At 62.0% G+C, this 25,595-nt stretch carries 13 protein-coding genes and 2 pseudogenes; 11 read left to right on the forward strand and 4 right to left on the reverse strand.

Features of this window, described 5'->3' with window-relative positions; genetic code table 11:
- Positions 1–251: 251 nt before the first annotated feature.
- The 4 genes from PCOSP_RS03975 to PCOSP_RS03990 all read left to right on the forward strand — a co-directional run bounded on the left by PCOSP_RS03975 (position 252) and on the right by PCOSP_RS03990 (position 6,248).
- Positions 252–2,465 (forward strand): DUF1631 domain-containing protein, encoded by a 2,214-nt coding sequence (locus PCOSP_RS03975; RefSeq protein ID WP_464710388.1) that lies wholly within the window; start codon positions 252–254, stop codon positions 2,463–2,465.
- 63 nt (positions 2,466–2,528) lie between these two features.
- Positions 2,529–3,089 carry a 1,6-anhydro-N-acetylmuramyl-L-alanine amidase AmpD gene (gene ampD / locus PCOSP_RS03980; RefSeq protein WP_464710389.1) on the forward strand — a complete coding sequence of 187 codons (561 nt, stop codon included), beginning with the start codon at positions 2,529–2,531 and terminating at the stop codon, positions 3,087–3,089.
- Entirely contained in the window at positions 3,086–3,922 is an 837-nt protein-coding gene (gene ampE, locus PCOSP_RS03985) for a regulatory signaling modulator protein AmpE (RefSeq protein WP_139648212.1), read from the forward strand. Before ampD ends, ampE begins: the two co-directional genes overlap by 4 nt.
- A gap of 1,621 nt (positions 3,923–5,543) precedes the next feature.
- Positions 5,544–6,248 (forward strand): methyl-accepting chemotaxis protein, encoded by a 705-nt coding sequence (locus PCOSP_RS03990; protein ID WP_373682515.1) that lies wholly within the window; start codon positions 5,544–5,546, stop codon positions 6,246–6,248.
- Between the two features lie 520 nt (positions 6,249–6,768).
- Here PCOSP_RS03990 and PCOSP_RS03995 read toward each other — a convergent pair.
- Entirely contained in the window at positions 6,769–7,545 is a 777-nt protein-coding gene (locus tag PCOSP_RS03995; protein ID WP_139648216.1) for a TatD family hydrolase, read from the reverse strand.
- A 3-nt stretch (positions 7,546–7,548) separates the two neighbouring features.
- Complete coding sequence (cra, locus tag PCOSP_RS04000; RefSeq protein ID WP_139648218.1) at positions 7,549–8,544, reverse strand: catabolite repressor/activator; 996 nt, start codon at positions 8,542–8,544, stop codon at positions 7,549–7,551.
- A 288-nt stretch (positions 8,545–8,832) separates the two neighbouring features.
- On the opposite strand from cra, the gene ptsP reads away from it, so the two are divergent.
- The 4 genes and pseudogenes from ptsP to PCOSP_RS04020 all read left to right on the forward strand — a co-directional run bounded on the left by ptsP (position 8,833) and on the right by PCOSP_RS04020 (position 16,141).
- Positions 8,833–11,697, forward strand: coding sequence for a phosphoenolpyruvate--protein phosphotransferase (gene ptsP / locus PCOSP_RS04005; protein WP_139648220.1), 2,865 nt, complete (start codon positions 8,833–8,835; stop codon positions 11,695–11,697).
- Positions 11,697–12,637: pseudogene (gene pfkB / locus PCOSP_RS04010) on the forward strand (1-phosphofructokinase). Before ptsP ends, pfkB begins: the two are co-directional and overlap by 1 nt.
- 14 nt (positions 12,638–12,651) lie before the next feature.
- Positions 12,652–14,412 (forward strand): PTS fructose-like transporter subunit IIB, encoded by a 1,761-nt coding sequence (locus tag PCOSP_RS04015; protein WP_139648223.1) that lies wholly within the window; start codon positions 12,652–12,654, stop codon positions 14,410–14,412.
- Positions 14,413–14,599: 187 nt separating this feature from the next.
- Positions 14,600–16,141, forward strand: coding sequence for an alkaline phosphatase D family protein (locus tag PCOSP_RS04020; protein WP_464710390.1), 1,542 nt, complete (start codon positions 14,600–14,602; stop codon positions 16,139–16,141).
- A 131-nt stretch (positions 16,142–16,272) separates the two neighbouring features.
- Here PCOSP_RS04020 and PCOSP_RS04025 read toward each other — a convergent pair whose 3' ends face one another.
- Together PCOSP_RS04025 and PCOSP_RS04030 are read right to left on the reverse strand one after the other, a co-directional pair.
- Positions 16,273–18,798, reverse strand: a complete 2,526-nt coding sequence (locus PCOSP_RS04025; RefSeq protein ID WP_464710391.1) for a PepSY domain-containing protein — start codon at positions 18,796–18,798, stop codon at positions 16,273–16,275.
- A gap of 268 nt (positions 18,799–19,066) precedes the next feature.
- Positions 19,067–21,384: pseudogene (locus PCOSP_RS04030) on the reverse strand (TonB-dependent receptor).
- A 206-nt stretch (positions 21,385–21,590) separates the two neighbouring features.
- Here PCOSP_RS04030 and PCOSP_RS04035 point away from each other — a divergent pair.
- The 3 genes from PCOSP_RS04035 to PCOSP_RS04045 all read left to right on the forward strand — a co-directional run bounded on the left by PCOSP_RS04035 (position 21,591) and on the right by PCOSP_RS04045 (position 25,509).
- Positions 21,591–22,271: a Fe2+-dependent dioxygenase gene (locus PCOSP_RS04035; protein WP_175385538.1), complete on the forward strand. Its 681-nt coding sequence runs from the start codon at positions 21,591–21,593 to the stop codon at positions 22,269–22,271.
- Positions 22,272–23,033 (forward strand): tetratricopeptide repeat protein, encoded by a 762-nt coding sequence (locus tag PCOSP_RS04040; protein ID WP_139648235.1) that lies wholly within the window; start codon positions 22,272–22,274, stop codon positions 23,031–23,033.
- A 256-nt stretch (positions 23,034–23,289) separates the two neighbouring features.
- Positions 23,290–25,509: an alpha-xenorhabdolysin family binary toxin subunit A gene (locus tag PCOSP_RS04045; protein WP_464710392.1), complete on the forward strand. Its 2,220-nt coding sequence runs from the start codon at positions 23,290–23,292 to the stop codon at positions 25,507–25,509.
- Positions 25,510–25,595 lie beyond the last annotated feature (86 nt).

Below are 25,595 nucleotides of genomic sequence, written 5' to 3' on the forward strand. Positions count from 1 at the left end.
CGGGCTCCACAGGCAAAGTGGGCCGATTATAGGGCCAGTGTCCTGTTGTACAAACATTGTTCACCTTGACCTGCATTTGGTCGGCTCTTCGCAACGTTTCCCCGATTTCCCGGTCATTTATTGGGATGTATTTCGAGCTGGGTCACAGAGTCCTCTGGTGCGACGGGGTTCTTTTGCCAGATAATCCGCCTTTCGATTGACGTCATGGCTTTGACGTTACCAACCGAAGAACACCGTTTCAGGAGGCCAGGATGCACAACGACGGGAATGTAGTGCCTTTGCATAAGGTGCCTACCGATCAGGCGAATCGCTCGCCACTCGCCCGTTTGCCTGTGATTCTGCTCCAGGTTCGCGACAAGGCTGCACAACAGCTGCGCCTGGGTTTGCAGAGGCTGTTCGATAACGCCGACGACACCTTGTTCGAAATGGCCGACCGGGCGCGCAACGATGTCGAGCAGAATCTGTTCTTCGAAGCCATGCGGGACCTGCGCCTGAAACGCAAAAGTATCGAGCGCGAATTCATCGAGCAGTTCTTCGAGGCGTTCGTCAGCCTCGCCCAGTACGACCTGACCCATGCCTCCTTGAACACTGCCATCGCCCCCGGTGCTCCGGTCCAGTCGACCCATGACGATCTGGAGCGCCATCTGGCAGTAGAAGCCATGGTCACCCGGGTGCTCAGTCGCGATGGGGCTTCCCTGGATCAACTGACGGCCCGGCTCAGCGTACTGCTGGCCCGACCAATGACGACCTCACAGAACCCCCTGAGCCCGGCGCTGTTGTGCGAGACCTTTCTGCAAGCCGGGCGCAACCTGGGAGTGGAGATCAAGGTCAAACTGATCCTGCTCAAGCTGTTCGAGCGTTATGTCCTCAGCGAGTGCGACCAGTTCTATGCCGAGGCCAATCAGTTGCTGGCGGCCACGGGTATTTTGTCGGACCTCAAGGTTTCGCCGTCCCGGCGCGCGTCGGATCGTGTCGACGATGCTCCGCGCCCCACCTCGGAGCGTGCGGCCAAGCCCCGGGCCGCCGAGGTCGATGACAGCGTGCAGGAAGTGTTCTCCGCCTTGCAGAAACTGGTGATGCAGGTGCGTGGCAGCGTGGCACCGACCCTGGAGCCCAGCGCACCGGCACAGCCGATCTCGACCCGTGACCTGCTGCGCCTGCTTTCCCATTTGCAGCAATACGTGCCGGCGCCCACGCTCCAGGACGAGTTCGACCTGCGCAGCCAGCTCGAACAGCTGCTCACCCGGGTCAGCGTCAAGAGCGGCAAGTCCCGTGTGGTCGAAGGCGCCGACGAGGACGTGATCAACCTGATCGCGATGATGTTCGAATTCATTCTCGATGACCACAATCTGCCAGACACCCTCAAGGCCTTGATCGGCCGCCTGCAAATCCCGATGCTCAAGGTCGCGGTGCAGGACAAGAGTTTCTTCAGTCGTGGCAATCATCCCGCCCGCCGACTGCTCAACGAAATTGCCGCTGCCGCCATGGGCTGGGGCGATTGCGACGATCATCAGCGCGATAGCCTTTATCAGCGTATCGAACAAGTGGTGCAACGCCTGTTGAACGACTTCGTCGATGACCCGGCAATTTTCTCCGAAGTGCTGGCTGAGTTTCTCGCCTTCACCAGTGATGAGCGGCGCCGCAGCGAACTGCTCGAACAGCGCATCCGGGATGCCGAGGAGGGGCGGGCCAAGGCGGAGTTGGCCCGTCAGCGAGTCGAGGGCGCGTTGAATCAGGTCATGTTCGGCAAGGTGCTGCCCCAGGCCGTAGTGGAATTCGTGCAGCAGGCCTGGAGCCAGGTGCTGCTGTTGACCGGCTTCAAGCATGGCGAGCGGTCGGCCGAATGGCAGGCCGATGTCCTGACCCTGGAGCAACTGATCTGGAGTGTCCAGTATCACGATGAGCCGGATGCGGGCCTGCGCTTGCTGGCCATGGTGCCGGAGCTGCTCAAGGCTTTGCGCGAAGGGCTGAGCCGTTCTGCATTCGACCCGTTCGCCACCAGCGAATTCTTCAGCGAACTGGAAGTCCTGCACGTGCAGGCTTTGCAGCGTATGGGCCAAGCCACGGATCAGGCCCGGTCGGCGGATGCACCGGTGATGATCGAGGTGCGGGAGAAGATTGTCCTGCGTCCCGCGTACAAAGCCCCGGCGGACAACGTGACGGTGCGCTTGCCGGCCGATGACGTGGGTCTGCTTCAGGTCGACCAGTTGCGCCTGGGGAGTTGGGTCGAGTTCCAGGAGGATGAGGACAACAGCCTGCGTTGCAAGCTGGCGGCGATCATCCAGAGCACCGGCAAATATATCTTCGTCAATCGTACCGGCCTCAAGGTACAAGAGCACAGTCGCACCAGCCTGGCCCTGGAGTTTCGCCGGGGGGCTGCACGCCTGTTGGACGACACCCTGCTGTTCGACCGGGCGCTGGAGTCCGTGCTCGGCAATCTGCGTCAACTCAATCGCGGCAAGTAATCGCACAGTCCGGGTCGATCACGGCATACTGACGGCATCCCCGTCGTCTTCGAAGGAACCTGTATGCAGCTGGACCCCGCGAGCGGTTGGTGCGATGGCTTGCGTCATTGCCCATCACCCAACTTCAATGCGCGCCCCGAGGGCGAAATCTCCCTGCTGGTGATCCACAACATCAGCCTGCCGCCCGCTCAGTTCGCCACCGGTAAGGTGCAGGAATTCTTCCAGAATCGCCTGGATGTCACGGAACATCCCTACTTTGCCGGTATAGCCGACTTGCGTGTCTCCGCGCATTTTCTGATCGAGCGTGACGGCGCCGTCACTCAGTTTGTCTCTTGTCTGGAGCGTGCGTGGCATGCGGGCGTGTCGTGTTTCGAGGGGCGGGAAACCTGCAACGATTTTTCCATTGGCATCGAGCTCGAGGGCACCGATGACCTGCCGTTCACCGACGCGCAATATACCGCGTTGGTGGAACTGACGCGGCAGTTGCAAGCGGCCTTCAAGGCGATCACCGTGCAGCGCATCTGCGGGCACAGCGACATCGCTCCGGGGCGCAAGACAGATCCGGGACCAGCGTTCGATTGGGCACGCTATCGAGCGGCCCTGACAGAAGGGGAAGGACAATGAGTTTTCTGGTGTTGCTACTGGCGGTCTGGATCGAGAAGTTCTCGGCCTTGCGCCAGCGGCTCCAGCGCGATGGCGCGTGGCTGGGCGAACTGAACCGGATCGAGGCGAGTCCGCGGTGGGCCAACTGGCCCTGGATGGTGCTGCTGGTGATGGTCCTGCTGCCCGTGGCACTGCTGGCGTTGTTGCTGTGGGTACTGGAGCCGCTGGCCTACGGGCTGCTGGTGCTACCGGTGCACCTGCTGGTGGTGATCTACAGCCTGGGGCGTGGGGATCTGTTGGCCGAGCTGGGACCGTTTCGCGATGCCTGGCGCCGCGAAGACCTGCAAGCGGCCACCCACGTGGCCAAGCGCGACCTGGGCATTGAAGCCGACGGTGGCGAGCAGTTGCTGGGACGTGTTCAGGCCCATCTGCTGTGGCAGGCCTACCAGAGCTTTTTCGCGGTGATCTTCTGGTACTTCCTGCTGGGCCCGGTGGCGGCCTTGAGTTATCGCCTGCTGGCATTGGCCGCCGAGCACAGCCAGAACCCCGGCGTGGCCGAGCGGGCAGCGCAACTGCGCCATGCCTTCGATTGGTTGCCGGTGCGGCTGCTGGCGGCGAGTTTCGCCTTGGTGGGCAACTTTGTGGCGGTCAGCCGGGTGATGCTGCATGAACTGCTGAACTGGAACATCAGCGCCGCTCAGTTGGTCGACAAGGTCGGCCTGGTGGCTGGCGAAATTCCTGAGCCCGTGGCCGGGCCGGACGGCATCAACAGCCTCGATCGGCTCTGGGAACTGCTGCTGCGTGCGGCGGTGCTCTGGTATGCCGGGTTTGCCTTGTGGACGGTGCTGGCTTAGGCGACGAATTCATCCTTTGTTGTGTGGAACAAACTGTAGGAGCAAAGCTTGCTCGCGATAGGGACAAGCCAGTCAACATTGTTGCTGATTGACTTACCGTAATCGCGGGCAAGCCTTGCTCCCACGGACAAATACCCTCCCAGGAAAGGAACGGAGCCCATCCCGGCGCCGTTAACCTTAAGTTACAAATCTCCCCTCCGATTTAGGCTATACAGAGACAGCGCCCGATAGTGGCTTTCTGCTGTCTCTGTGCGCATGCCCCATAACAATAAAAACATTCCCGGGAGACTTCCTTGTGAAGAGTTTGCTCTGGCCCGCCGTCGCCCTGATGAACCGCCTGAGTTTCGGCATGAAGTTCAGCCTGATCAGCGTGTTGTTCCTGCTGCCGATGCTAGCGACCAACTTCTTTCTGGTGCGCGATTCCTACCGTGAGTTCCAAGGAACGCACGTGGAACTGCAAAGCCTCGACCTGCTGGGCAGCAGCCTGACCCTGCGCCGAGATCTGGAAACCCTGAACAACCTGGTGCAGATCAACGCCAGCCTGGGCCAGTCCGGCAAGGCCGGCGATGTGGACGCGAAAATAGGCACCCTCGAGCAACAGATCCTTGCGCGGCTGCAAGGCATGACCGCCATGGCCGTGGAGCCTGAACAGGCGAGTCTCTTCGACGCCAAGCGCGACGAAATAATCGCCGCGTTCAAGGCCCAGCAGGCCGAAAGCTCCCTGCAAAGCAAAAGTGCGCTGATCAGCAAGCTGCTCAACAGCTCGCAGATATTCAGCCAGATCATCGCCAGCCAGGCGGGGCTCAGTCGTGACAACCAGAGCGATATTCGTCAGCTCGGCGAACTGATTACCGGCGTGACCCCCGATGTCACCCAGATCCTGGGTGAGGGCCGCGCGCTGGGTGCTTCGGCCTTGGGCCTGGGGTTTCTCAATTCTGCCTCCAGCACCCGGTTCGATGAGCTGCTGGCGCAGATCGAAAAAATCCAGGGTGAATATGGCTTGAAGCTGCAAGATGCGCTGAGCTCCAGTCAGGCGGCCGGCCAAGCCCTTGCTGGCCCGGCTGACGCTAGCAAGGGCACTTTGAAGAAGGCCGCTGAACTGATCGAAGAACAGGTGGTGATGGCCGACGCCCTCGATGCACCCTGGTCGGCATTTTTCGATCAGGTCAGCAGCCTGATGGAGCAGACCTACCGGCTGAATAGCGCAGCGCTGGATTTCCTCGGTGTCCAATTGCAGCATCGCCTGGAGCAGAATCGCAGCCACATGGTGCTGCAAGCCGTGGCGTTAGTGGCGGTGTTCCTGCTGATTTTCTATTTGTATGCCGGCTTCTATGCCTCCACTCGCACCACCCTCCAGTACCTGGGGCGGATGATGGACAAAGTGGCGGCAGGGGACATGACGGTCAATTTCGTGGCCCGCAGCAAAGACGAACTGGGGGAGTTGGGGGAGGTGTTCAACGGCACGGTGGCGAAGATCCACGACCTGATCGAACGGGTGGGTCAGACCGTCGTCGAGGTGGAGCGCCAGGCCAGACAGGTGGAGTCGGTATCGGCCCAGAGTAATCAGGCGGTAGCGGGCCAGCGCAGCCAGATCGAACTGGTCGCCACGGCGATGAACCAGATGTCGGCCACGGCCCAGGAGGTGGCCCGCAGTGCCGCTGCGGCGGTCAGCAGCGCTCACAGTGTGAATGATGAAACGCTTAGCGGGCGCGGGCTGGTGGAATCCCAGCAGGGCAGCATCGTCCGCCTGGCCAGCGAGATCGATCAATCGGTGCAGGTGATCAATCAGTTGGCGACCGATAGCCAGGCCATCAGTCGCGTGCTGGATGTGATCAAGAGCATTGCCGAGCAGACCAACCTGCTGGCCCTCAACGCCGCGATTGAGGCGGCTCGGGCCGGTGAGCAGGGACGTGGCTTCGCGGTGGTGGCCGATGAAGTGCGGACCCTGGCCAAGCGGACCCAGCAATCGACCGAGGAGATTGAAGCGATGATCAGCCGTCTGCACGGTGGCGTGGACGCCGCCGTCAAGGCTATGGGCACCAGTCATGAAATGGCCAGCGGCACGGTCGGTCAGTCGGAGAAGGTGCAGCGGGCGTTGGAAAATATCCTCGGTGCCGTTGGCATGATCGTCGACCAGAACCAGCAGATCGCCGCTGCGGTGGAGCAGCAGACGGCGGTGGCCCATGATATCGATCAGAACATTGTCGAGATTAACCGTGCGGGTGAGCGCACTGCCGAAGGGGCGCACCAGACTGAGGATGCCAGTCGTGAATTGTCGGTCCAGGTGGGGCAGCTCAAGGTGTTGATCAATGCGTTTCGGGTGTGATGATCGTTGCGGAATCCCTGTGGGAGCGAGCCTGCTCGCGATTGGCGGCCTTGTGATTGGCCGGGGTTTTGGGTCGAGTACATATCCGTTGCTGCGGTAACGGCGGCTTAGGGTTCCGCCCTTACGGCGGCTTACTTTTTTTCAAACGCCAAAAAAAGTAAGCAAAAAAGGCTTGGCCCCACCACTCGGCACCTCGCCTAGGCTCGGTGTGCCCTCACTCCGGCATTGCTCCGTGGGCCCGCCGCGAAGGGCCATCCATGGCCCAGCGCGGCTAACCCGGCATCCATGCCGGGTTGCCCACTACGCAATACCTGCGTTCGGCCGTCGTGGTTAACGGGGCCCGGAGATCAAAAGCAAAAGCAAAGCAAAGCAAAAGCAAGGCGGCTTTGCCGCCGACCTGCTTTTTGAGCGTACGTGTTCCCCCTGTGGGAGTGAGCCTGCTCGCGATGGCGTCGGTACATCCAACCTCTCTTACCCAGGCTGACCGCTTTCGCGAGCGAGTCCGCACAGGAGAGTGCGGTCACCAGTCGAACAATTGCCGGGCGTTCGCGGTGCTGGCCTCGGCCAGTTGCTCCGGGCTGATCGCCATGATTGCGGCCAGGGCCTCGCAAATCGCTGGCAGGTGCGCCGGGCTGTTGCGTTGGCCGGGGAACATCGCGGGGGCCATGTCTGGGGAGTCGGTTTCCAGCACAACCGCTTCCAGCGGCAGTTTCGCCAGTACCCGGTGCATGCGCAGGGCCTGGGGCCAGGTGGCGGCGCCGCCGAGGCCGAGTTTGTAGCCGAGCTTGATGTACTCGCGGGCTTCTTCGAAACTGCCGGCGAAGGCGTGGATGATCCCCGCGCGTTTCAGGGGAAGGCGCTTGAGGGTTGCGATCACCGCCGCATGGCTGCGACGCACGTGGATGAGTGCCGGCAGTTCGAATTCCGCCGCCAGTTGCAATTGCGCTTCGAACAGCGTCTGCTGGCGCTCACGGTCCAGGCCCTCGACGTAGTAGTCCAGGCCGATTTCACCCACCGCGCACAATTGCCGATGCCCGGCCAGACGGGCCAGCCAGTCGCGCAGGTGCGCCACGTCATCGGGGCGATGCTGGTCGAGGTACACCGGGTGCAGGCCCAGTGCGGCGTGCAGGTCCGGGTCGCTTTGTACCAGGTCCCAGACCCGCTGCCAGTTGTCCCGATACACCCCCAGCACCACCATCTGCCGGACACCCAGGGCTCGGCTTGCGGCCAGCAGCGCTGGACGATCCGCGTCGAAGTCGGGAAAGTCCAGGTGGGTGTGCGTGTCGATCAGCTCCACGATTCAGTCCTGGTGGATACGCTGCTTGAAGGTCCGCGCAATGGCCTGCACGCCAGGCTGGTAGTCGCCGTTCTCGATGGCCGCCAGGGCCAGTTCCAGTGCCTTGTTGGCGATCAATTGATGCTGCTGGGACATGGCATTGACCGGCAGCGGCAGGAAATCCAGCAGTTGCGTGTCACCAAAGGTGCCCAGGCGCAGTGGGCGCGACTTGAGCGGGAAGTCGTGCAGGGCGTCGAACACCCCTTGCAGCAGTACGTAGGAAGTGGTGATCAGCGCATCGGGCAGATGCCCCAAGCGCATGAGCAAGTCGTCCATCAACTGGCGACCGCATTCACGGCTGAACGATTCGCCGTGCTCGACCAGCACCTGGCCTTCGAATCCGCTCAGTGCCTCGCGAAAGCCCGCGGCCCGTTCCTGGCTGATACTCAACTCGGGACGCGCGCCGACCAGCACGATCTGCCGAGGTTGCGTCTCCAGCAGGCTGCGGGTCAGGTGGAGGCTGGCTTGGCGGTCGTCACTGATCACCGAGCAGAAGTGCTCAGGCTCCATCACCCGGTCGATGGCGATGATCGGAATGCCTTTGGCCTGGAGCTGGCGGTAGCTGTCATCCCCGGCCGGCAGGCAACTGGCGACGATTAGCGCATCGCAGCGCCGGGCGCGGAACAGCTGCAACAGCTGCCGCTCACTTTCTGGCGCGTCATCGGAACTGGCGATCAGCAACTGGTAGCCCTGCGCCCGGGCGCCCTGTTCCAGCAGCTTGGCGATGCGGGCGTAACTGGGGTTTTCCAGGTCCGGCAGGATGAAGCCCAGGGTACGGGTATGCCGACTGCGCAATCCGGCGGCCTGGGGGTTAGGCGTGAAGCCATGTTCTTCGACCACCGCACGCACCCGTTCGACGGTCGCATTGCTGATGCGTTGCTGTTCGGCCTTGCCGTTGATGACATAGCTGGCGGTGGTGACGGACACACCGGCCAGTTGGGCGATATCACTGAGTTTCAACCCGTTTTTCCTTGTTTTTTCGAGTTTGCCCGACACTGAGCGCCCATCCTACCCGATTCGGCGCGACGGTCGTTGTCCAAACACTGGCGACAAGTTGCACTTCAAGGATGAGAGATTATCGAGTAACGTGCCAATCTTTCTAGATTAAACGTTTCAGCAAGCGTATTTTCAAGGCTAGCAGGATTTTTCTGGCCGCACTGCCGCGATACCGCCAAAAGCCGTCCTGTAACGCTAAGCTGTCATTCAAAACAATACCTGGCGCCAACCCGACGCCAAAAAGGAGAAAGCATGCTCGAGCTCAATCCAGAGCAGATATCCATGGCTCAAACCGCCGTGGATAAAGCCGCCGCGCTGCAATTGCTCGCTGACAAACTGGTGGCCGATGGCCTGGTGGCCGAAGGTTATCTCGCCGGCTTGCAGGCCCGCGAAGCCCAGGGTTCGACTTTTCTTGGCCAAGGTATCGCCATCCCCCACGGTACGCCGCAAACCCGCGACCTGGTGCACTCGACCGGTGTTCGTTTGCTGCAATTCCCGGACGGCGTGGACTGGGGCGACGGGCAAATCGTCTACCTGGCGATCGGTATCGCGGCCAAGTCCGATGAGCACCTGCGCCTGCTGCAACTGCTGACCCGCGCCCTCGGCGAGACCGACCTGGGTCAGGCGCTGCGTCGTGCCGGTTCCGCCGAAGCCTTGCTGAAGTTGCTGCAAGGTGCGCCGCAGGAGCTGGCCCTGGATGCGCAAATGATCGGGCTTGGCGTGTCGGCCGACGATTTCGAGGAGCTGGTGTGGCGTGGCGCCCGTTTGCTGCGCCAGGCCGATTGCGTGAGTAACGGCTTTGCCGGGGTGTTGCAGCAAGTCGATGCGCTGCCCCTGGGCGATGGCCTGTGGTGGCTGCACAGCGAACAGACCGTCAAGCGCCCGGGCCTGGCCTTCGTGACCCCGGACAAGCCCATCCGTTATCTGGGACAGCCCTTGAGTGGCCTGTTCTGCCTCGCCAGCCTCGGCGAAGCTCACCAGGCGTTGCTCGAACGACTCTGCGCCTTGCTGATCGAAGGTCGCGGCCACGAGCTGGGCCGCGCCACCAGCAGCCGCAAGGTGCTGGAAGTGCTGGGGGGCGAACTGCCTGCCGACTGGCCCAGTGCTCGAATTGGCCTGGCCAACGCCCATGGCTTGCACGCGCGTCCGGCCAAGGTCCTTGCGCAACTGGCGAAAAGCTTCGAAGGCGAGATCCGCGTGCGCATCGTCGACGGCCAGGATAGCGCCGTGTCGGCCAAGAGCCTGAGCAAGCTGCTGAGCCTGGGCGCCCGTCGCGGTCAGGTTCTGGAATTCATCGCTGAACCGAGCATTGCCGCCGATGCGCTGCCAGCATTGCTGGCGGCCATCGAAGAAGGCCTGGGCGAAGAAGTCGAACCGCTGCCGCCACCGAGTACGCCGCAGGAAAGCCCGATGGCCGAGGTTGCGACCGTGATGCTGGCTCCCGAATCCGGCAGCTTGATCCAGGCGGTGCCTGCCGCTCCGGGCATCGCCATTGGCCCGGCCCATATCCAGGTCCTGCAAGCCATCGACTATCCGCTGCGTGGCGAGTCGGCTGCCATCGAGCGTGAGCGTCTGCAAAACGCCTTGAATCAGGTGCGCCGCGACATCGAAGGCCTGATCGAGCGCGCCAAGGCCAAGGCCATCCGCGAAATTTTCATTACTCACCAGGAAATGCTCGACGACCCGGAGCTGACTGACGAAGTCGACACCCGTCTGAAGCTCGGTGAAAGTGCGCAAGCGGCCTGGATGGGCGTGATTGAAGCCGCCGCGAAAGAGCAGGAAGCCTTGCAGGATGCACTGCTCGCCGAGCGTGCTGCCGATCTGCGCGACGTCGGCCGCCGTGTGCTGGCGCAATTATGCGGCGTCGAAACCCCGAACGAACCCGAGCAACCGTACATCCTGGTGATGGATGAAGTCGGGCCGTCCGACGTGGCGCGCCTGGACCCGAGCCGTGTAGCGGGGATTCTCACCGCCCGTGGTGGCGCCACCGCTCACAGCGCGATTGTCGCCCGGGCCCTGGGTATTCCGGCGCTGGTGGGGGCGGGAGCCTCGGTGTTGCTGCTGGCGCCGGGCACTTCATTGTTGCTGGACGGCCAGCGCGGTCGCCTGCACGTGGAGCCTGATGCCGTCACCCTGCAGCGCGCCGTCGAGGAACGCGACACCCGTGAGCAACGCCTCAAGGCCGCCGCCGAACAGCGTCACCAACCTGCGCTGACCCGTGATGGTCACCCGGTAGAGGTGTTCGCCAACATCGGTGAAAGCGCCGGTGTCGCCGGCGCGGTGGAGCAGGGGGCCGAAGGCATCGGCCTGTTGCGCACCGAACTGATTTTCATGGCCCACACTCAGGCCCCGGACGAAGCGACCCAGGAGGCCGAATACCGCAAGGTGCTCGATGGCCTGGCCGGCCGACCGCTGGTGGTGCGCACGTTGGATGTCGGCGGCGATAAACCGCTGCCGTACTGGCCGATCGCGAAAGAAGAAAACCCGTTCCTCGGTGTGCGGGGCATCCGCCTGACCTTGCAGCGCCCGCAGATCATGGAGGCGCAACTGCGTGCCTTGCTGCGTTCGGCGGACAACCGTCCGTTGCGGATCATGTTCCCGATGGTGGGCAGCGTCGAAGAATGGCGCCAGGCCCGGGAAATGACCGAGCGCCTGCGCCTGGAAATACCGGTGGCGGACCTGCAACTGGGGATCATGATCGAAGTGCCGTCCGCCGCGTTGCTCGCGCCGGTGCTCGCCAAGGAAGTCGACTTCTTCAGCGTGGGCACCAACGACCTGACCCAGTACACCCTGGCCATCGACCGTGGTCACCCGAGTCTTTCCGCCCAGGCCGACGGCTTGCACCCGGCGGTGCTGCAATTGATCGACATCACCGTGCGCGCTGCCCATGCCCATGGCAAATGGGTGGGTGTGTGTGGCGAACTGGCGGCCGACCCGCTGGCCGTACCGGTGCTGGTGGGCCTGGGGGTGGATGAACTGAGCGTGTCGGCCCGCAGCATTGCCGAGGTCAAGGCGCGAGTACGCGAACTGAGCCTCGAACAGGCACAGACCCTGGCTCGCGAAGCACTGGTCGTGGGCAGTGCCAATGACGTGCGCGCATTAGTGGAGGCGCTGTAATGGCGAAGATTCTTACCCTGACCCTCAACCCGGCGCTCGACCTCACGGTGGAACTGGCGCGCCTGGAACCGGGCCAGGTCAACCGCAGCGATGCCATGCACAGCCACGCCGCCGGCAAAGGCGTGAACGTGGCCCAGGTACTGGCTGACCTGGGGCATACGCTGACCGTCAGCGGCTTTTTGGGTGAAGACAACGCCCAGGCGTTCGAGACGTTGTTCGCTCAACGCGGTTTTGTCGACGCCTTTATCCGGGTGCCCGGGGAAACCCGCAGCAACATCAAGCTGGCCGAGCAGGATGGACGTATCACCGACCTCAACGGCCCCGGCCCGAGGGTCGATGAGGCGGCGCAGCAGGCGTTGCTGGCGCGTCTGGAACAGATCGCCCCTGGGCACGATGTCGTGGTGGTGGCGGGCAGCTTGCCCCGGGGCGTCAGCCCACAGTGGTTGCAGGCATTGGTCACACGCCTGAAAACCCTCGGCCTGAAGGTGGCCCTCGATACCAGCGGCGAAGCCTTGCGCGTTGCATTGGCCGCCGGGCCGTGGCTGATCAAGCCGAACACCGAGGAATTGGCCGATGCATTGGGCTGCGAAGTGGTGACCGAGCAGGCCCAGGCCCAAGCGGCGCAACGCCTGCACGCTCAGGGCGTCGAGCATGTGGTGATTTCCCACGGTGCCGACGGTGTGAATTGGTTCAGTGTCGGTTCGGCACTGCACGCTTCCCCCCCAAGGTCACCGTCGCCAGTACCGTGGGCGCGGGGGATTCGCTGCTGGCGGGCATGCTGCATGGCCTGCTCGGTGCGCATACGCCGGAGCAGACCCTGCGCACTGCCACGGCCATCGCCGCGATGGCGGTCACGCAGATCGGTTTCGGCATTCATGACACCGCGTTGCTGGCGTCGCTTGAACAGGGCGTGCGCGTGCGCCCCCTGACAGAACAATAAGAGGGTTCGCGAGAATGAAATTAGCCATTGTGACGGCCTGCCCGAACGGCATGGTCACCAGTGTGTTGTGCGCCCGCCTGCTGGACGCGGCGGCCCAGCGCCAGGGATGGAGCACCAGTGTCGAAGTCCATGACGCGGCCCATCCGGAGCGCCAGTTGTCGGCGGCGACCCTTGAGGCCGCCGAGTGGGTGTTGCTGGTTGCCAGCGGCCCGGTGGACTTGTCGCGGTTCGTCGGCAAGCGGTTGTTCCGCAGCACCCCGGCCCAGGCTCTGCAGGATGTCGATTCGGTGCTGCGCCGTGGCGCCGAAGAGGCAGCGGTCCTGGTGGAGTCGGATGTTCAGCAGGAGGCGGCTGTTGCTGCGCAATCGTCCGCAGCAGTGAGCGAACATGCGCCGCGCCTGGTTGCCATCACCGCGTGCCCGACGGGCGTGGCCCATACCTTCATGGCCGCCGAAGCATTGCAGCAGGCCGCGGCGCGATTGGGCTACGACTTGCAGGTGGAAACCCAGGGTTCGGTGGGCGCGCGCAATCCGTTGAGTCCCCAGGCCATTGCCGAGGCGGACGTGGTGCTGCTGGCGACCGACATCGAAGTCGCCACCGAGCGTTTTGCCGGCAAGAAGATCTACCGCTGCGGCACGGGCATCGCCTTGAAGCAAGCGGAGGCAACGCTGAAAAAAGCCTTGGCCGAGGGACAGCAGGAAACGGCGTCCAGTAGCAGTGCGGGGCCGGCAAAGGCGGAGAAGACCGGCGTCTACAAGCATTTATTGACTGGCGTGTCGTTCATGCTGCCGATGGTGGTGGCCGGTGGTCTGTTGATCGCGTTGTCGTTCGTGTTCGGCATCACCGCGTTCAAGGAGCCTGGTACCTTGGCCGCTGCGCTGATGCAGATCGGTGGCGAAAGCGCATTCAAATTGATGGTGCCGTTGCTGGCCGGTTATATCGCCTATTCCATTGCCGACCGTCCGGGCCTCGCGCCGGGGATGATCGGCGGGATGCTGGCGAGCACCCTGGGTGCCGGGTTCATCGGCGGGATCATCGCCGGCTTCCTGGCCGGTTACGCGGCCAAGGCGATCAACCGTTACGCACGTCTGCCTCAAAGCCTGGAAGCGCTCAAGCCGATCCTGATCATCCCGCTGTTGGCGAGTCTGTTTACCGGGCTGGTGATGATCTACGTGGTGGGCAAGCCAGTGGCGGGCATGCTCGCAGGCCTGACCCATTTCCTTGACAGCATGGGCACCACCAATGCGATTCTGTTGGGTGTGCTGCTGGGGGCGATGATGTGTGTCGACCTTGGTGGCCCGATCAACAAGGCCGCCTACGCGTTTTCGGTGGGCCTGCTGGCGTCGCAGAGTTACGCGCCGATGGCCGCGACCATGGCCGCTGGCATGGTGCCGCCAATTGGCCTGGGCATCGCCACCTTCATCGCCCGGCGCAAGTTTGCCCAGACCGAGCGCGAGGCCGGTAAGGCGGCCTTGGTGCTGGGGCTGTGCTTCATTTCCGAAGGTGCGATTCCGTTCGCGGCGAAGGACCCGCTGCGGGTGATCCCGGCCAGCATCGCCGGTGGGGCGCTGACCGGTGCGCTGTCGATGTACTTCGGTTGCAAGCTCATGGCGCCCCACGGCGGGCTGTTCGTGATGCTGATCCCCAACGCCATCAACCATGCGTTGCTTTACTTGCTGGCGATTGTGACGGGCAGCCTGCTGACGGCGGTGGCATATGCACTGCTCAAGCGGCCGGAGCAAGTCGAGATGGCGTTGGAGCCTGCCAAGGCCTGAGCCAACGCAATCCTCCTGTGGGAGCGAGCCTGCTCGCGATAGCGGTGTATCAGCCAACGACTCTGTTGACTGACCCTCCGCAATCGCGAGCAGGCTCGCTCCCACAGTTGTTTGGGGTGTCCAGGGGATGGTTGTCACACCCGATTAACACGAGCATGTTCTAGTTTTCCCATTTGGGAGGAACACCATGAGCGAATTCGACCTGGGCCGTCGTCGTGTGATGCAGGCCGTGGGGGCGGGGTTGTTGTTGCCGGGGTTGGCGCCGGCGGTGATTGCCTCGGTCAAGGATCGGCCGGTACTGACCGATGGTGTGCAATCCGGTGACTTGCAGGGTGATCGGGTGATGATCTGGAGTCGCAGCGACCGTCCGGCACGCATGGTGGTGGACTGGGACACCCGTAGCGGCTTCTCCAACCCTCGGCGCGTTGTCTCGCCACTGGCCGACAGCCGCAGCGATTTCACCGCCCGGGTCGAGCTCACCGGCCTGCCGCCCGACCAGGCGATTTTCTACCGCGTACACTTCGAAGACGCCCGGAGCGGCGTTGCCAGTGAGCCCTGGTTGGGCCATCTGCGCAGCGCCCCGCAGTTCAAGCGCAATATCCGTTTTGTCTGGAGCGGCGACACCGTCGGCCAGGGCTTCGGGATCAACCCTGACCTTGGCGGCATGCGCATCTACGAAGCCATGCGCCTGCGCCTGCCGGACTTCTTCATCCACAGCGGCGACACGATTTACGCCGACGGCCCGGTGCCGGCCCAGATCACCACGGAAGGCGGGCGCATCTGGCGCAACCTCACCACCGAAGCCAAGAGCAAGGTGGCCGAGACGCTGGACGAGTATCGCGGCAACTACCGCTACAACCTGATGGACGAGAACGTGCGGCGTTTCAACGCTGAGGTGCCGCAGATCTGGCAGTGGGACGATCACGAGGTGGTCAATAACTGGTCGCCGGGCAAGCAGTTGGACGAGCGCTACCAGACCAAGGATATTGGCACCCTGGTGGGCCGCGCGCGCCAGGCCTGGTTGGAATACGCGCCGATGCGTTTGCAGAAGGCCGATGGCGGCGGGCGGATCTATCGCAAGCTCGCCTATGGACCGATGCTGGATGTGTTCGTGCTCGACATGCGCAGCTACCGCGAAGCCAATGACGCCAACCTCGGCGCGGCCAAACCTTTCCTCGGTCGTGAGCAGTTGGATTGGCTCAAGCGCGAGTTGAAGCAATCCCGTGCCCAATGGAAAGTCATCGCCGCCGACATGCCCATCGGCTTGGGCGTGCCCGACGGCGAAGTCAGCCCCGGCGTGCAACGCTGGGAAGCCGTCGCCAACGGTGACCCGGGCCAGGCCCAGGGCCGCGAAGTGGAAATTGCCGAGCTGCTCGGCTACCTGCGCAAGCATCAGGTACGCAACTATGTCTGGCTCACCGCCGATGTCCACTATTGCGCCGCCCACCACTACCACCCGGAACAGGCCGCGTTCCAGGATTTCGAGCCGTTCTGGGAGTTTGTCGCCGGACCGCTGAACGCGGGTAGTTTCGGCCCCAACGTCCTGGACAAGACCTTCGGCCCCGAAGTGGTGTTCCAGAAGGCGCCACCGGCCCAGAACACCTCGCCGTTTGCCGGCTATCAGTTCTTTGGCGAGGTGAACATCGACGGGCAGAGCGGGGAGATGAACGTGGTGTTGCGGGATCTGGAAGGGGTGGCGGTGTTCGAGAAGAAGCTGCAGCCGGTGTGAATTCCTGCCGCACAACATTCCCCCTGTGGGAGCGAGCCTGCTCGCGATGCGGTGTGTCAGTCGACAGAAATGCTGTCTGATGCACCGCTATCGCGAGCAGGCTCGCTCCCACAAGGAAAGTGTAGAGTCGGTCAGTAAACGTCCCGCCGATACCGCCCCTGCTCGATCAGCCGCTCCACTTCCTCGGCCCCCAGCACGTCGTTGAGCACCTGATCCACCCCCGACGCCATGCCCTGCAAGCTGCCGCAGACATAGATCACCGCACCGTCGGCCAGCCATTGCTTGAGCAGCGCAGTGGACTCGCGCAGGCGATCCTGGACGTAGATTTTCTGCTCCTGATCCCGGGAGAACGCCAGGTCCAGGCGTTCCAGGTCGCCGGAGGTCACCCATTCCTGAAGCTCATCGCGGCAATGGAAATCATGCTCGCGCTGGCGCTCGCCAAACAGCAGCCAGTTGCGTTGCGGGCCCTCGGTGACGCGAGCCTTGAGCAAGCTGCGCAGGCCTGCCAGCCCGGTGCCGTTGCCCAACAGGATCATCGGCACACCCTGGGGCGGCAGATGGAAGCCGCTGTTGCGCCGCACCCGCAGGCTGATGGCGCTGCCCAGTGGGGCGTATTCGGTGAGCCAGCCGGAGCCGACGCCCAGGCTGCCGTCGGCATGGCGTTCCTGGCGCACGATCAGTTCCAGCACGCCATCGGCCGGGATCGAGGCGATGGAATATTCACGCGGCGCCAGCGGGGCCAGCGCGTCCAGCAACGCCTGGGCGTGCAGGCCCACCAGATGGGCGCGGTTTTCCGGCAACTGACGGGTCGCCAAGGCCTGCTCCAGGCCTTGCGGCAAGCCGTCGACCTGGACGCGAGCGTTGCCGGCGATACCCAGGCCTTCGAGAAAATGCTCGATGGCCAGCAGGTCGTTGCGCGGCAGTATTTCCACCAGGTCGCCGGCCAGCCAACTGCTTGGCCCAGGGGCGCTGAGGCCCAGCAGGTACACGCCGGAACCACTGCTGTCGGGGTTGAGCAAGGTGCGCTGGCTGAGCGTCCAATGTTCAAAATCGGGGGCTTTCCAGGTGTCCGCCGGCGCCTGCCCGGTCAGTTCGGCCAATTGCTGTTGCCAATGACGCAAGGCGTAAGGGTCGCCGCTGTCGACTTCCACCGGGGCGAACAGGGTCTTGCCGCCGTGTTCCGCCAGCCAGCTGTGCAGGCGCCGGGCGAAACCGCAGAAGTTGTCGTACTGCCGGTCGCCCAGGCCCAGCACCGCATACTGCAGGCGCTCCAGGCCCAGGGGGCGGCCCAGCACCTTGCGCTCGAAACCTCGGGCGCTGTCCGGTCCTTCGCCGTCGCCGAAGGTACTGACCACAAACAAGGCGTGGGTGGAATTGCTCAGGTCCTGCTCGCTGACGCCCGCCAATGGCTGGACGTTCACCGGCAGCCCGGCGGCCTGGAGCTGGCCGGCGGTCTGCCAGGCCAACTGTTCGGCAAAGCCGCTCTGGCTGGCAAAGCCGATCAGCCATGCGGGCGTGTCGCCGTGGCTGGCCGCCAGCCCCTGGCGCGCCTGCCGGACTTGACGTTTCTTGCGGCGACGATCCAGGTACAGCAACCACCCGGTAATGAAGAACAGCGGCATGGTCAGCGCCGCCACTGTCACCAGGATCCGTCCGATCAGGCCGAAATAGCTGCCGACATGCAGGGCATAGACGCTGGTCAGCAGTTGCGCCTTGAGGCTCTTGTCGCTGTAGCGGCTATGTTGGCTGACGACGCCGGTGGCTGGGTCGAGAACGATCTGGTTCAGTGCCCGGTCATGGGGCGAATTCTTCAACAGGTAGAACACCGTCGCCGGTTGCCCGGCCACCGGCGGCAGGCGCACGTTGTAGGACGCCAGGTCCGGGCCGGCGGCGCTGTAGATGCTGCTCCACATGGCCCGGTAATCGACCACCGGCAGCGGGCCTTCGGGCGCGGGGCCACGGTTGCGCACCCGTTCTTGCTTCGGTGAGTCGGAGAGCAGGCGGGTCACGCCTTTGTTGTACCAGTCGTAGGACCAGGTCAACCCCGTCAGCGCCGCCAACAGGTAGAACGCCAGGCACCAGGTGCCGGCCACCGAATGCAGGTCCCAGTTGAAACTGCGGCCTTTCTTCTTCCAGTCGAGGGTCAGCCAGGCACGCCAGCTCTTCCACTGGCGCGGCCAACGCAGGTACAGCCCGGACAGGCAGAAAAACACCAGGATCAACGTGCACGCCCCGGTGATCTGCCGGCCCACGTCATCCAGGGCCAGGATGCGGTGCAGCTTGAGCATCAGGCCGAAGAAGTCCTGGCCCACCACATCGCCCATGAATTGAGCGTTGTACGGGTTGAAGTAGCGCATGGCCCCGCGCTTTTCCCCTGGCGGCGCGGCGAAGATCGCCCGTGCGGCATTCCCGCTGTCGGTCTCGACCCAGAGCATGGCCACGGTTTTTCCGGCGCTGGCCTCGATCTGCTCCACCAGTTCGGCGGGCGGCAGGACACCGGCCGGCTGTTTCTCCACCGTCAGCACCTGCGGGTTCAGCGCCCGCAGGATCTCGTCCTGGAACGACACCGCCGCACCGGTAATGCCCATAAACGCCAGGACCAGTCCGGCACTGATGCCGAAAAACCAGTGCAACTGGAACAGGGTTTTCTTCAACACGTCGCCCGCCTTTCATTCATTACTGTTCATCACGGCGTGCATTATGCCGTGTGTTATCGAGAAGCATTCATAAACACACATAAAAGCCCCGCTCATAAAGATGAGCGGGGCTTTTGCGTACGGCCTGCGATGTCGAAAGCAAACCCTGTGGGAGCGAGCCTGCTCGCGATGGCGGCATGTCAGGCGATAGTGTGGTCGACTGATCCACCGCTATCGCGAGCAGGCTCGCTCCCACAGGTGACCGCATCACGGCCCCAGCCATTTCCGATCAGAAATGGAAGTTGGTGCTCAACAGCGCCGTACGCCCCGCCGCCTGGTTGGCGAAGTGGGTCGAGAACGCTTTGTCGTAGTAGGTTTCGTTCGTCAGGTTTTGCACGTTGAGTTGCAGGTCCAGATGCTTGCTGACCTTGTAGTTGGCCATGGCGTCGTAGCGCACGTAGGAGTCGACCATGGTGGTATTGGCCACGCTGCCGAACACGTCGTCGACGTAGAAGGCGCCGCCGCCGATGGTCAGCTTCGAGGTGAGCGCATAAGTGGTCCAGACGCTGGCGCTGTTCTTTGGCGTGTTTGGCAGCTCATTGCCGTCGGTGACGCTCAACGGACCGCCATCGACCTGTTCGCTGTCCAGGTAGCTGTAGCCGGCGAACACTTGCCATTTGTCGGTAATCTTGCCGCTGGCCGAGAGTTCGAGGCCGTCGACGCGGGTCTTGCCGGCGTTCTCATAAGTCGTGGTATCGACCTGGACCCGGGCGTTCTCCTTCTCGGTGCGAAAGACCGCCGCGGTCAGCGAAAGGCGGCTGTCGAGCAGGTCCCACTTGGTACCGATTTCGTAGTTCTTGGTGGTTTCCGGCTCCATGTCGCTTGCCAACAGGTTGCCGTTGCGGTCCGGCGTGCCGCCCAACGGGTTGCCTTCGGTGCCTTCGCCGACCATGTTGCCCGGCGGTGTGGCCGAGGTGGCGTACGAGACGTAGATACTGCCATTGTCGGCGGGCTTCCAGACCAGCCCCAACTGACCGGTGACGAACTCGCTGACATCGTCACCCTTGGACGTGGTGGTGCCGGCGGCGTTGTAGGTCTTGTACTTCGTATCGAAATGATCGTAGCGCAGGCCCATGTTCACCAGCCATTGCGGCGTCAGCTCCAGGGTATCGAACACATAGAGCGCACGGGTGACGCTGGTGGTGTCGGTACCCGCATAGTTGCGTGCGATGGTGCCGTTCCACGGATCGTTCGGGTTCGGGTTGGACAACGAGGTGCAGTTGAAGCCACTCGATGCACCGATTATCGATGGGGTGCAGTTGGTGTTCGCGGCAGTGGTGCCCGGTACGGTGTCGGTGTTGATGGTGTAGGAGGATTTTTCACCTTTCTCGCGGCTCAATTCGATGCCGGTGGAGAAGCTGTTCTTGAATCCGGCCACGTAGAAATCACCGAACAGGTCGGTCTGGTTGGTGGTGGTGTCGACGTTGCTGACCCGGCTGTTGGCCCGACGCCAGACTGTCCCGTTATTGACGTTGCCTTTGCTGTCGTCGGGTTGGGTCAGAATATAGTCCTGCATGCTGGAGCCGTGGCGCAGGGTGTTCTTGACCGTCAGGGAATCGTTCAAGTCGTGCTCGATGGCGAAGGTCGCAGTGTCGACGCGGGTCTTGCGGAAGTCGCGGTCGGTGAGGCCATAGAAGTTGCTGCTGTCGCCGCCGTCGTTGGGCTTGTCCGGGTTGGACTGGGTGCGGTCGGCCGTTCTCCCCGAGGCTGGCATGCTGTAGGGGATGCCCGAGTCTGGCAGGTCGTTGCTTTCGAGATGGTAGTAGTCGAGGTTGACCCGAGTGTCCGTGCCGAGGCCGAACGCCAGCGATGGTGCGATGCCCCAGCGGTCGTAATTGACCTTGTCGCGGCCGGCGACGTTGCTTTCGTGGCTCATGAGGTTGAGACGGCCGGCGGCGCTGTCGCTGAACTGATAGTTGCCATCCAGGGTGTAGCGTTGGGTCTGGTCCGATCCCCAGGTGAAGCCACCGTCGAAGGAGTCGCCCAGATGCGCTTTCTTGCTCACCAGGTTGATGGTCCCGCCGGCCGCGCCGCGACCGCCGACAGCGGAGTTCGGCCCCTTGCTGACTTCAATGGATTCCACGGCGAAGATTTCGCGGCTTTGCGAGCCCGTGTCGCGCACACCATCCAGATAGGTGTCGCCCTGGGCATCGAAACCGCGGATGAATGGACGGTCACCCTGGGGATTGCCGCCTTCACCGGCGCCGAAGGTGATGCCCGGCACGGTGCGCAGGGCATCCTGCATATTGAGCGCGCCAGTGTCCTTGAGCACTTGCTGGGGATGACAGTCACCGAGCGCGGGGTATCGACCAGCGGCGCGGTGTATTTCGGGGAAGAGGCTTTTTCGACCTGATAGGACGTCGTGTCCTGGGCCTCGCCGGTGATGCTGGTGGCATCGAGGGCAATGGCCTCGCGCGGGGATTTCTCATCGGCATTTTCCGCCGCCTGGACCAGCTGGACCACAGATGTCGCACTCAGCGCGACGCCAATGGCGGATGCCAGCAGGCGGGGTGATTGGAGCGGTAATTGTGATGGTTGACGCGACATGAAGGTGCCTTCCCCAAGGTTTCGAGGCGACGGAATATAGGGTAAACGGGTATTTGTATCAATTGCGAAATATTGCCATTTGAGAGGAATTTACATTCTTTACAGTTTGGCTTTACGGTGTTGATCACGTGATACGTCGTGGGGGTTGTGCACAGTCAATAAGAATCACTACCATTGGCGCCCGTTTTATCCACAGGCTTGATCTCATGTTGCTGCACATTCCCGGTGTGTTTTCTCCTGACGAAGTGCAGCGCATCCGCGAGGCGCTGGAACAGGCCGAGTGGGCGGACGGGAAAATCACCGCCGGTTACCAGTCGGCCAAGGCCAAGCACAACCTGCAATTGCCCGAGGGCCATCCCTTGGCCAAGGAAATCGGTGCTGCGATGCTTGAACGGTTGTGGAGCAATCCGCTGTTCATGTCTGCCGCGATACCCCACAAGGTGTTCCCGCCGCTGTTGAACTGCTATAGCGCTGGCGGCAGTTTCGACTTCCATATCGACAACGCCGTGCGCCAACCCAAGGGCAGCGCAGAACGGGTGCGCACCGACCTGTCGGCCACTCTGTTCTTCAGCGATCCCCAGGACTACGACGGCGGCGAGTTGGAGATCCAGGACACCTACGGCACCCAACGGGTCAAGCTGCCGGCCGGAGATATGGTGTTGTACCCGGGCACCAGTCTGCACAAGGTCAATCCGGTGATTCGTGGTGCCCGCTATGCGTCGTTCTTCTGGGTCCAGAGCCTGGTGCGCGAAGACAGCCAGCGTGCGTTGCTGTTCGAGATGGACGGGGCGATCCAGGCATTGACCCGCGACGTGCCGGATCATCCTTCGTTGATTCGCCTGACCGGCACTTACCACAACCTGCTGCGCCGCTGGGTCGAGGTGTAGATGGCGGATTTTCGTCTGCGCCGCAAGGAAGCGCTCGACGGCGAACGTCTCAAGGCCATGCTTGAAGAGAGCCCGGCGCGGGCCGCCCAGGCGATCCTGCTCGCGGCGGCTGAAGGCGTGCTCGATGCCCAGGCGTTGTTGGGGCAGATCCTGCTCGACGGCCAGGGCATCGCCCGGGATTCGGCCCTGGCGGTACGTTGGTTCGGTATTGCTGCGCGGCGCGGGCATCCGATGGCGCGCAACATGCTGGGACGTTGCCATGAACACGGCTGGGGTTGTGTCGCCGATGCCAGCGTCGCCGCCCGGCATTATCGCCTGGCCGCCGAGGCGGGGTTGGACTGGGGGATGTACAACTACGCCAACCTGCTGGCGACCGGTCGAGGTGTGGCCGAAGACCAGGCGCAGGCCTTGAGTCTCTACCGTCGCGCCGCCGAGGCGGGCCACGCAAAGTCGATGAATCTGCTGGGGCGTTACCTGGAAGATGGACGCTATTGTCCGGCGGATCCGTTGGCGGCGGTTCAGTGGTATCGACGGTCGGCCGAAGGTGGCGACTTTCGGGGGCAGTTCAGCCATGCGGCGGTGCTGGCGGGGGAGGGGCTCATTGACGAGGCCTTGGGCTGGTTGCGCAAGGCGCTGGCTGCCGGGAATGTGAATTTCCTGCGGGTGAGCGGTGAATCGTTGTCGCGGGCCTCCCACCCTGAGATTCGCGCCATGGCGCATATTTACCGACAACGTTTATTGCAACTGACCCAGTTGCAATAGTTGCGTCGGCTCCGCTCATTATTCTGGCTCCAGATAAAGCGTTGTTAACGCTTGGTAATGACTGAATATTTGCCATTGGCTCAGCGCTTGTCCGGGCTCTCGGGCCATTGTCTTGTTTTCTAATAGTTGAAGAGTAGTGGGCGTGCGCGCAACTGCTTTAGAGTCATTTTGCGCGATCGGTAACTATGTTTGTGATGTTTCACTCGGATTACCATCGACGCAACTTAAATGAACTTTAGAAGACAGGAAGTCTACGATGGAATTTAACTTTGACGATAAGGTCGTCGAGGCCGCAGCGCAAGCGCCCAAGGTTTTTATAGAGGCGTCTTTGGGCGGTGGGAGCGAATATAACCGGGAACCTGGCATACAACTTACCAAAGAGCAGATCATCAGTCTGCGCAGGTATGAGGTGCTCGGCTTGTCGCTACCTTACCGTTATAACGATGTGGTTGCCTATTTGAATTATGGCGCAGGTGATGATGGCGGTCTCGGGCTGACAGCCAGGGATTTTCTGCGCACCTTCACAATGACCTATGACCATGCCAAGCGTTGGGCGCCGTTGCGTCGGGAGATCATGCTGACCGGCACTCATCTGAAATTGTTTGCCGAAAAGATCCTCGAGAATGGCGCAGGGATCGTTGAGATTTATGACGACAGTGAGATATCGAAACACCTCAGGGAACATGGAATCAACACCGTAGAGGAATACCTGCAGCTCAAGCTCAAACACCCCAGGCTCCCCGACGTGACGCTGCCTTCGGGAGATATTCCAGAGATCAAGTACTACCTCAATGCCATGCTTTCTGATGTGAAGGATTGCCAGGCGAAGGCGCAAAGTGTCAGGTCGGAGCTGGACCGCTTCGGCACGGACCTGCGGGAAAAGGTGCTGCCGGAAGTCAAGCTGCGGTTGAAAGCGGTGAGCGAAAATTCCTATCGGCAAGACATTCAAGCGCTTCAGGATGATATCGATCAGCGTGCCGCGGAGCTCGATGAGCTTAATAAGAAGTACGATCAGATGGTGAAGGAAGCGATTGTCGCCGCCGCCACCCTCAATGTCGGCGGGTTGATTCTTGGCATCTACCAAGGGGTCCAGGCCGAGAGAATACGCAATCAACGCAAACAATTGAAAGAAGTACAGGACATTGCCATCCAGAACATGGCCAGCAAGAGCCAGACACTGAGTTCGTTGAATCGCGTGCGCGGCGATCTGCAGAACCTGAGTGCCGTTACGATTGAAGCTGAAGTGGCAACCCAGAACCTCATGCTGGTATGGGAATCGCTCGGCTTGTATATCGATTCCTCGGTAAAGGAGGTGGATAAAATAAATAACGCCGTGAACTTGAGTCGGTTTATCCGGAGCGTGAGAAAAGTGCTCACGCCTTGGCGGCATATTCGCACCAGTTCCGATGCATTGCTTGCAGTGTTTGCAGAAGCTCAACGGGAGTACGAAATGGGTAATTTGGTATCAAGGAGGATGGGGCGGATGATGTTGAGGGTTGCCGATTATCCGGCTTTTGAGGTGATGGCGTTACGCGGTCATAACTCGAGCGTTCAGAACTCCAGCGTTCGGGCACAGATGTTGTTTCAGCGGCACGCTTATCTGCCGGGTGTGGTAGAGAGAATGACCGGCCTGGCGCTTGTGATCGACAGTACGACGTTTGGCTTGCGCAGCCGTGCGCAGACAACGATGTATGTATTGGACCGGGCGCTCGGCAACCTCAAGCAGATTCAGGAGGATTTTGAAAACGCCCATGACAGGAATGAGCAACTTGAAATTTCCAGGGAGATGGAAGATGAGCTTCAAGAGGTGTTCGTTGCCGTCGCGCAGCAGACCCGCGAATTGAAAGCACTCCAAGTCGATTTGGGTGCCCGCTATGACAAGAGCGCCTCGGCGCAATGGATCGCCACACTGGAGCAAGACCGGGCGTTTGCGGAGGCGCAAAAAAACAAGGTCGAGGCCAAGCGAGTCGAATTGGATGAGCAGATGAAATCGGTTGCCGATGCGATTGAGTTGATTGGAAGAGCCGGCGTGGAAAAAATCGGTCAGCAGGCCCAATTGACCGTGGATAATCTGATGGCGATGGGCATGGCGCCTCCTCAGGTGCAAATTGCGATGTTGGCCATGGACACGCTGAAGAAAACGCTCTCCGGCATCGCCGAAACCATTTCCTATCTCAACATGGTTGCCGGGTACAACCGGCTTGAGGAACGGGCCAGACAACTTCGCCTGGAGGCAGAGGCGTATACCAGGGACATCGCCCTGATCCAGGGCAAAGTTGAACTGGTCCAGACGCTTGACGCATTGAACAGTGGACGTGGGAATTTTCTTAAGGAGTTCCTGAATATCGTGGCTGCGTTTGAACAGTTCGCGGGGGCTTTCGAGCCGCAGAAGTCGCAACCTGTCGAGGCGCGCGTACGCAGCGCATGTGATCTTATCCCAGGCATGATCAACCATTTGCGCCCCCTCCGTGATTAACCCACGCATCGGAGCGGAGTCTTCCTGACCGCAATGGACATTTCCATTAATGAAGCGATGGTGGACCCATGTCTGCCATCGCCAAG

Source organism: Pseudomonas sp. MAFF 730105 (genome assembly GCF_055380705.1).

Bases quoted from the DNA above. Each gene is read 5' to 3' on its own strand.
- PCOSP_RS04035 (WP_175385538.1), top strand. From the start codon at position 21,591: ATGTTGCTGCACATTCCCGGTGTGTTTTCTCCTGACGAAGTGCAGCGC.
- ptsP (WP_139648220.1), top strand. From the start codon at position 8,833: ATGCTCGAGCTCAATCCAGAGCAGATATCCATGGCTCAAACCGCCGTG.
- PCOSP_RS03990 (WP_373682515.1), top strand. From the start codon at position 5,544: ATGTCGGCCACGGCCCAGGAGGTGGCCCGCAGTGCCGCTGCGGCGGTC.
- PCOSP_RS04040 (WP_139648235.1), top strand. From the start codon at position 22,272: ATGGCGGATTTTCGTCTGCGCCGCAAGGAAGCGCTCGACGGCGAACGT.
- PCOSP_RS04045 (WP_464710392.1), top strand. From the start codon at position 23,290: ATGGAATTTAACTTTGACGATAAGGTCGTCGAGGCCGCAGCGCAAGCG.
- ampD (WP_464710389.1), top strand. From the start codon at position 2,529: ATGCAGCTGGACCCCGCGAGCGGTTGGTGCGATGGCTTGCGTCATTGC.
- PCOSP_RS04015 (WP_139648223.1), top strand. From the start codon at position 12,652: ATGAAATTAGCCATTGTGACGGCCTGCCCGAACGGCATGGTCACCAGT.
- PCOSP_RS04020 (WP_464710390.1), top strand. From the start codon at position 14,600: ATGAGCGAATTCGACCTGGGCCGTCGTCGTGTGATGCAGGCCGTGGGG.
- ampE (WP_139648212.1), top strand. From the start codon at position 3,086: ATGAGTTTTCTGGTGTTGCTACTGGCGGTCTGGATCGAGAAGTTCTCG.
- PCOSP_RS03975 (WP_464710388.1), top strand. From the start codon at position 252: ATGCACAACGACGGGAATGTAGTGCCTTTGCATAAGGTGCCTACCGAT.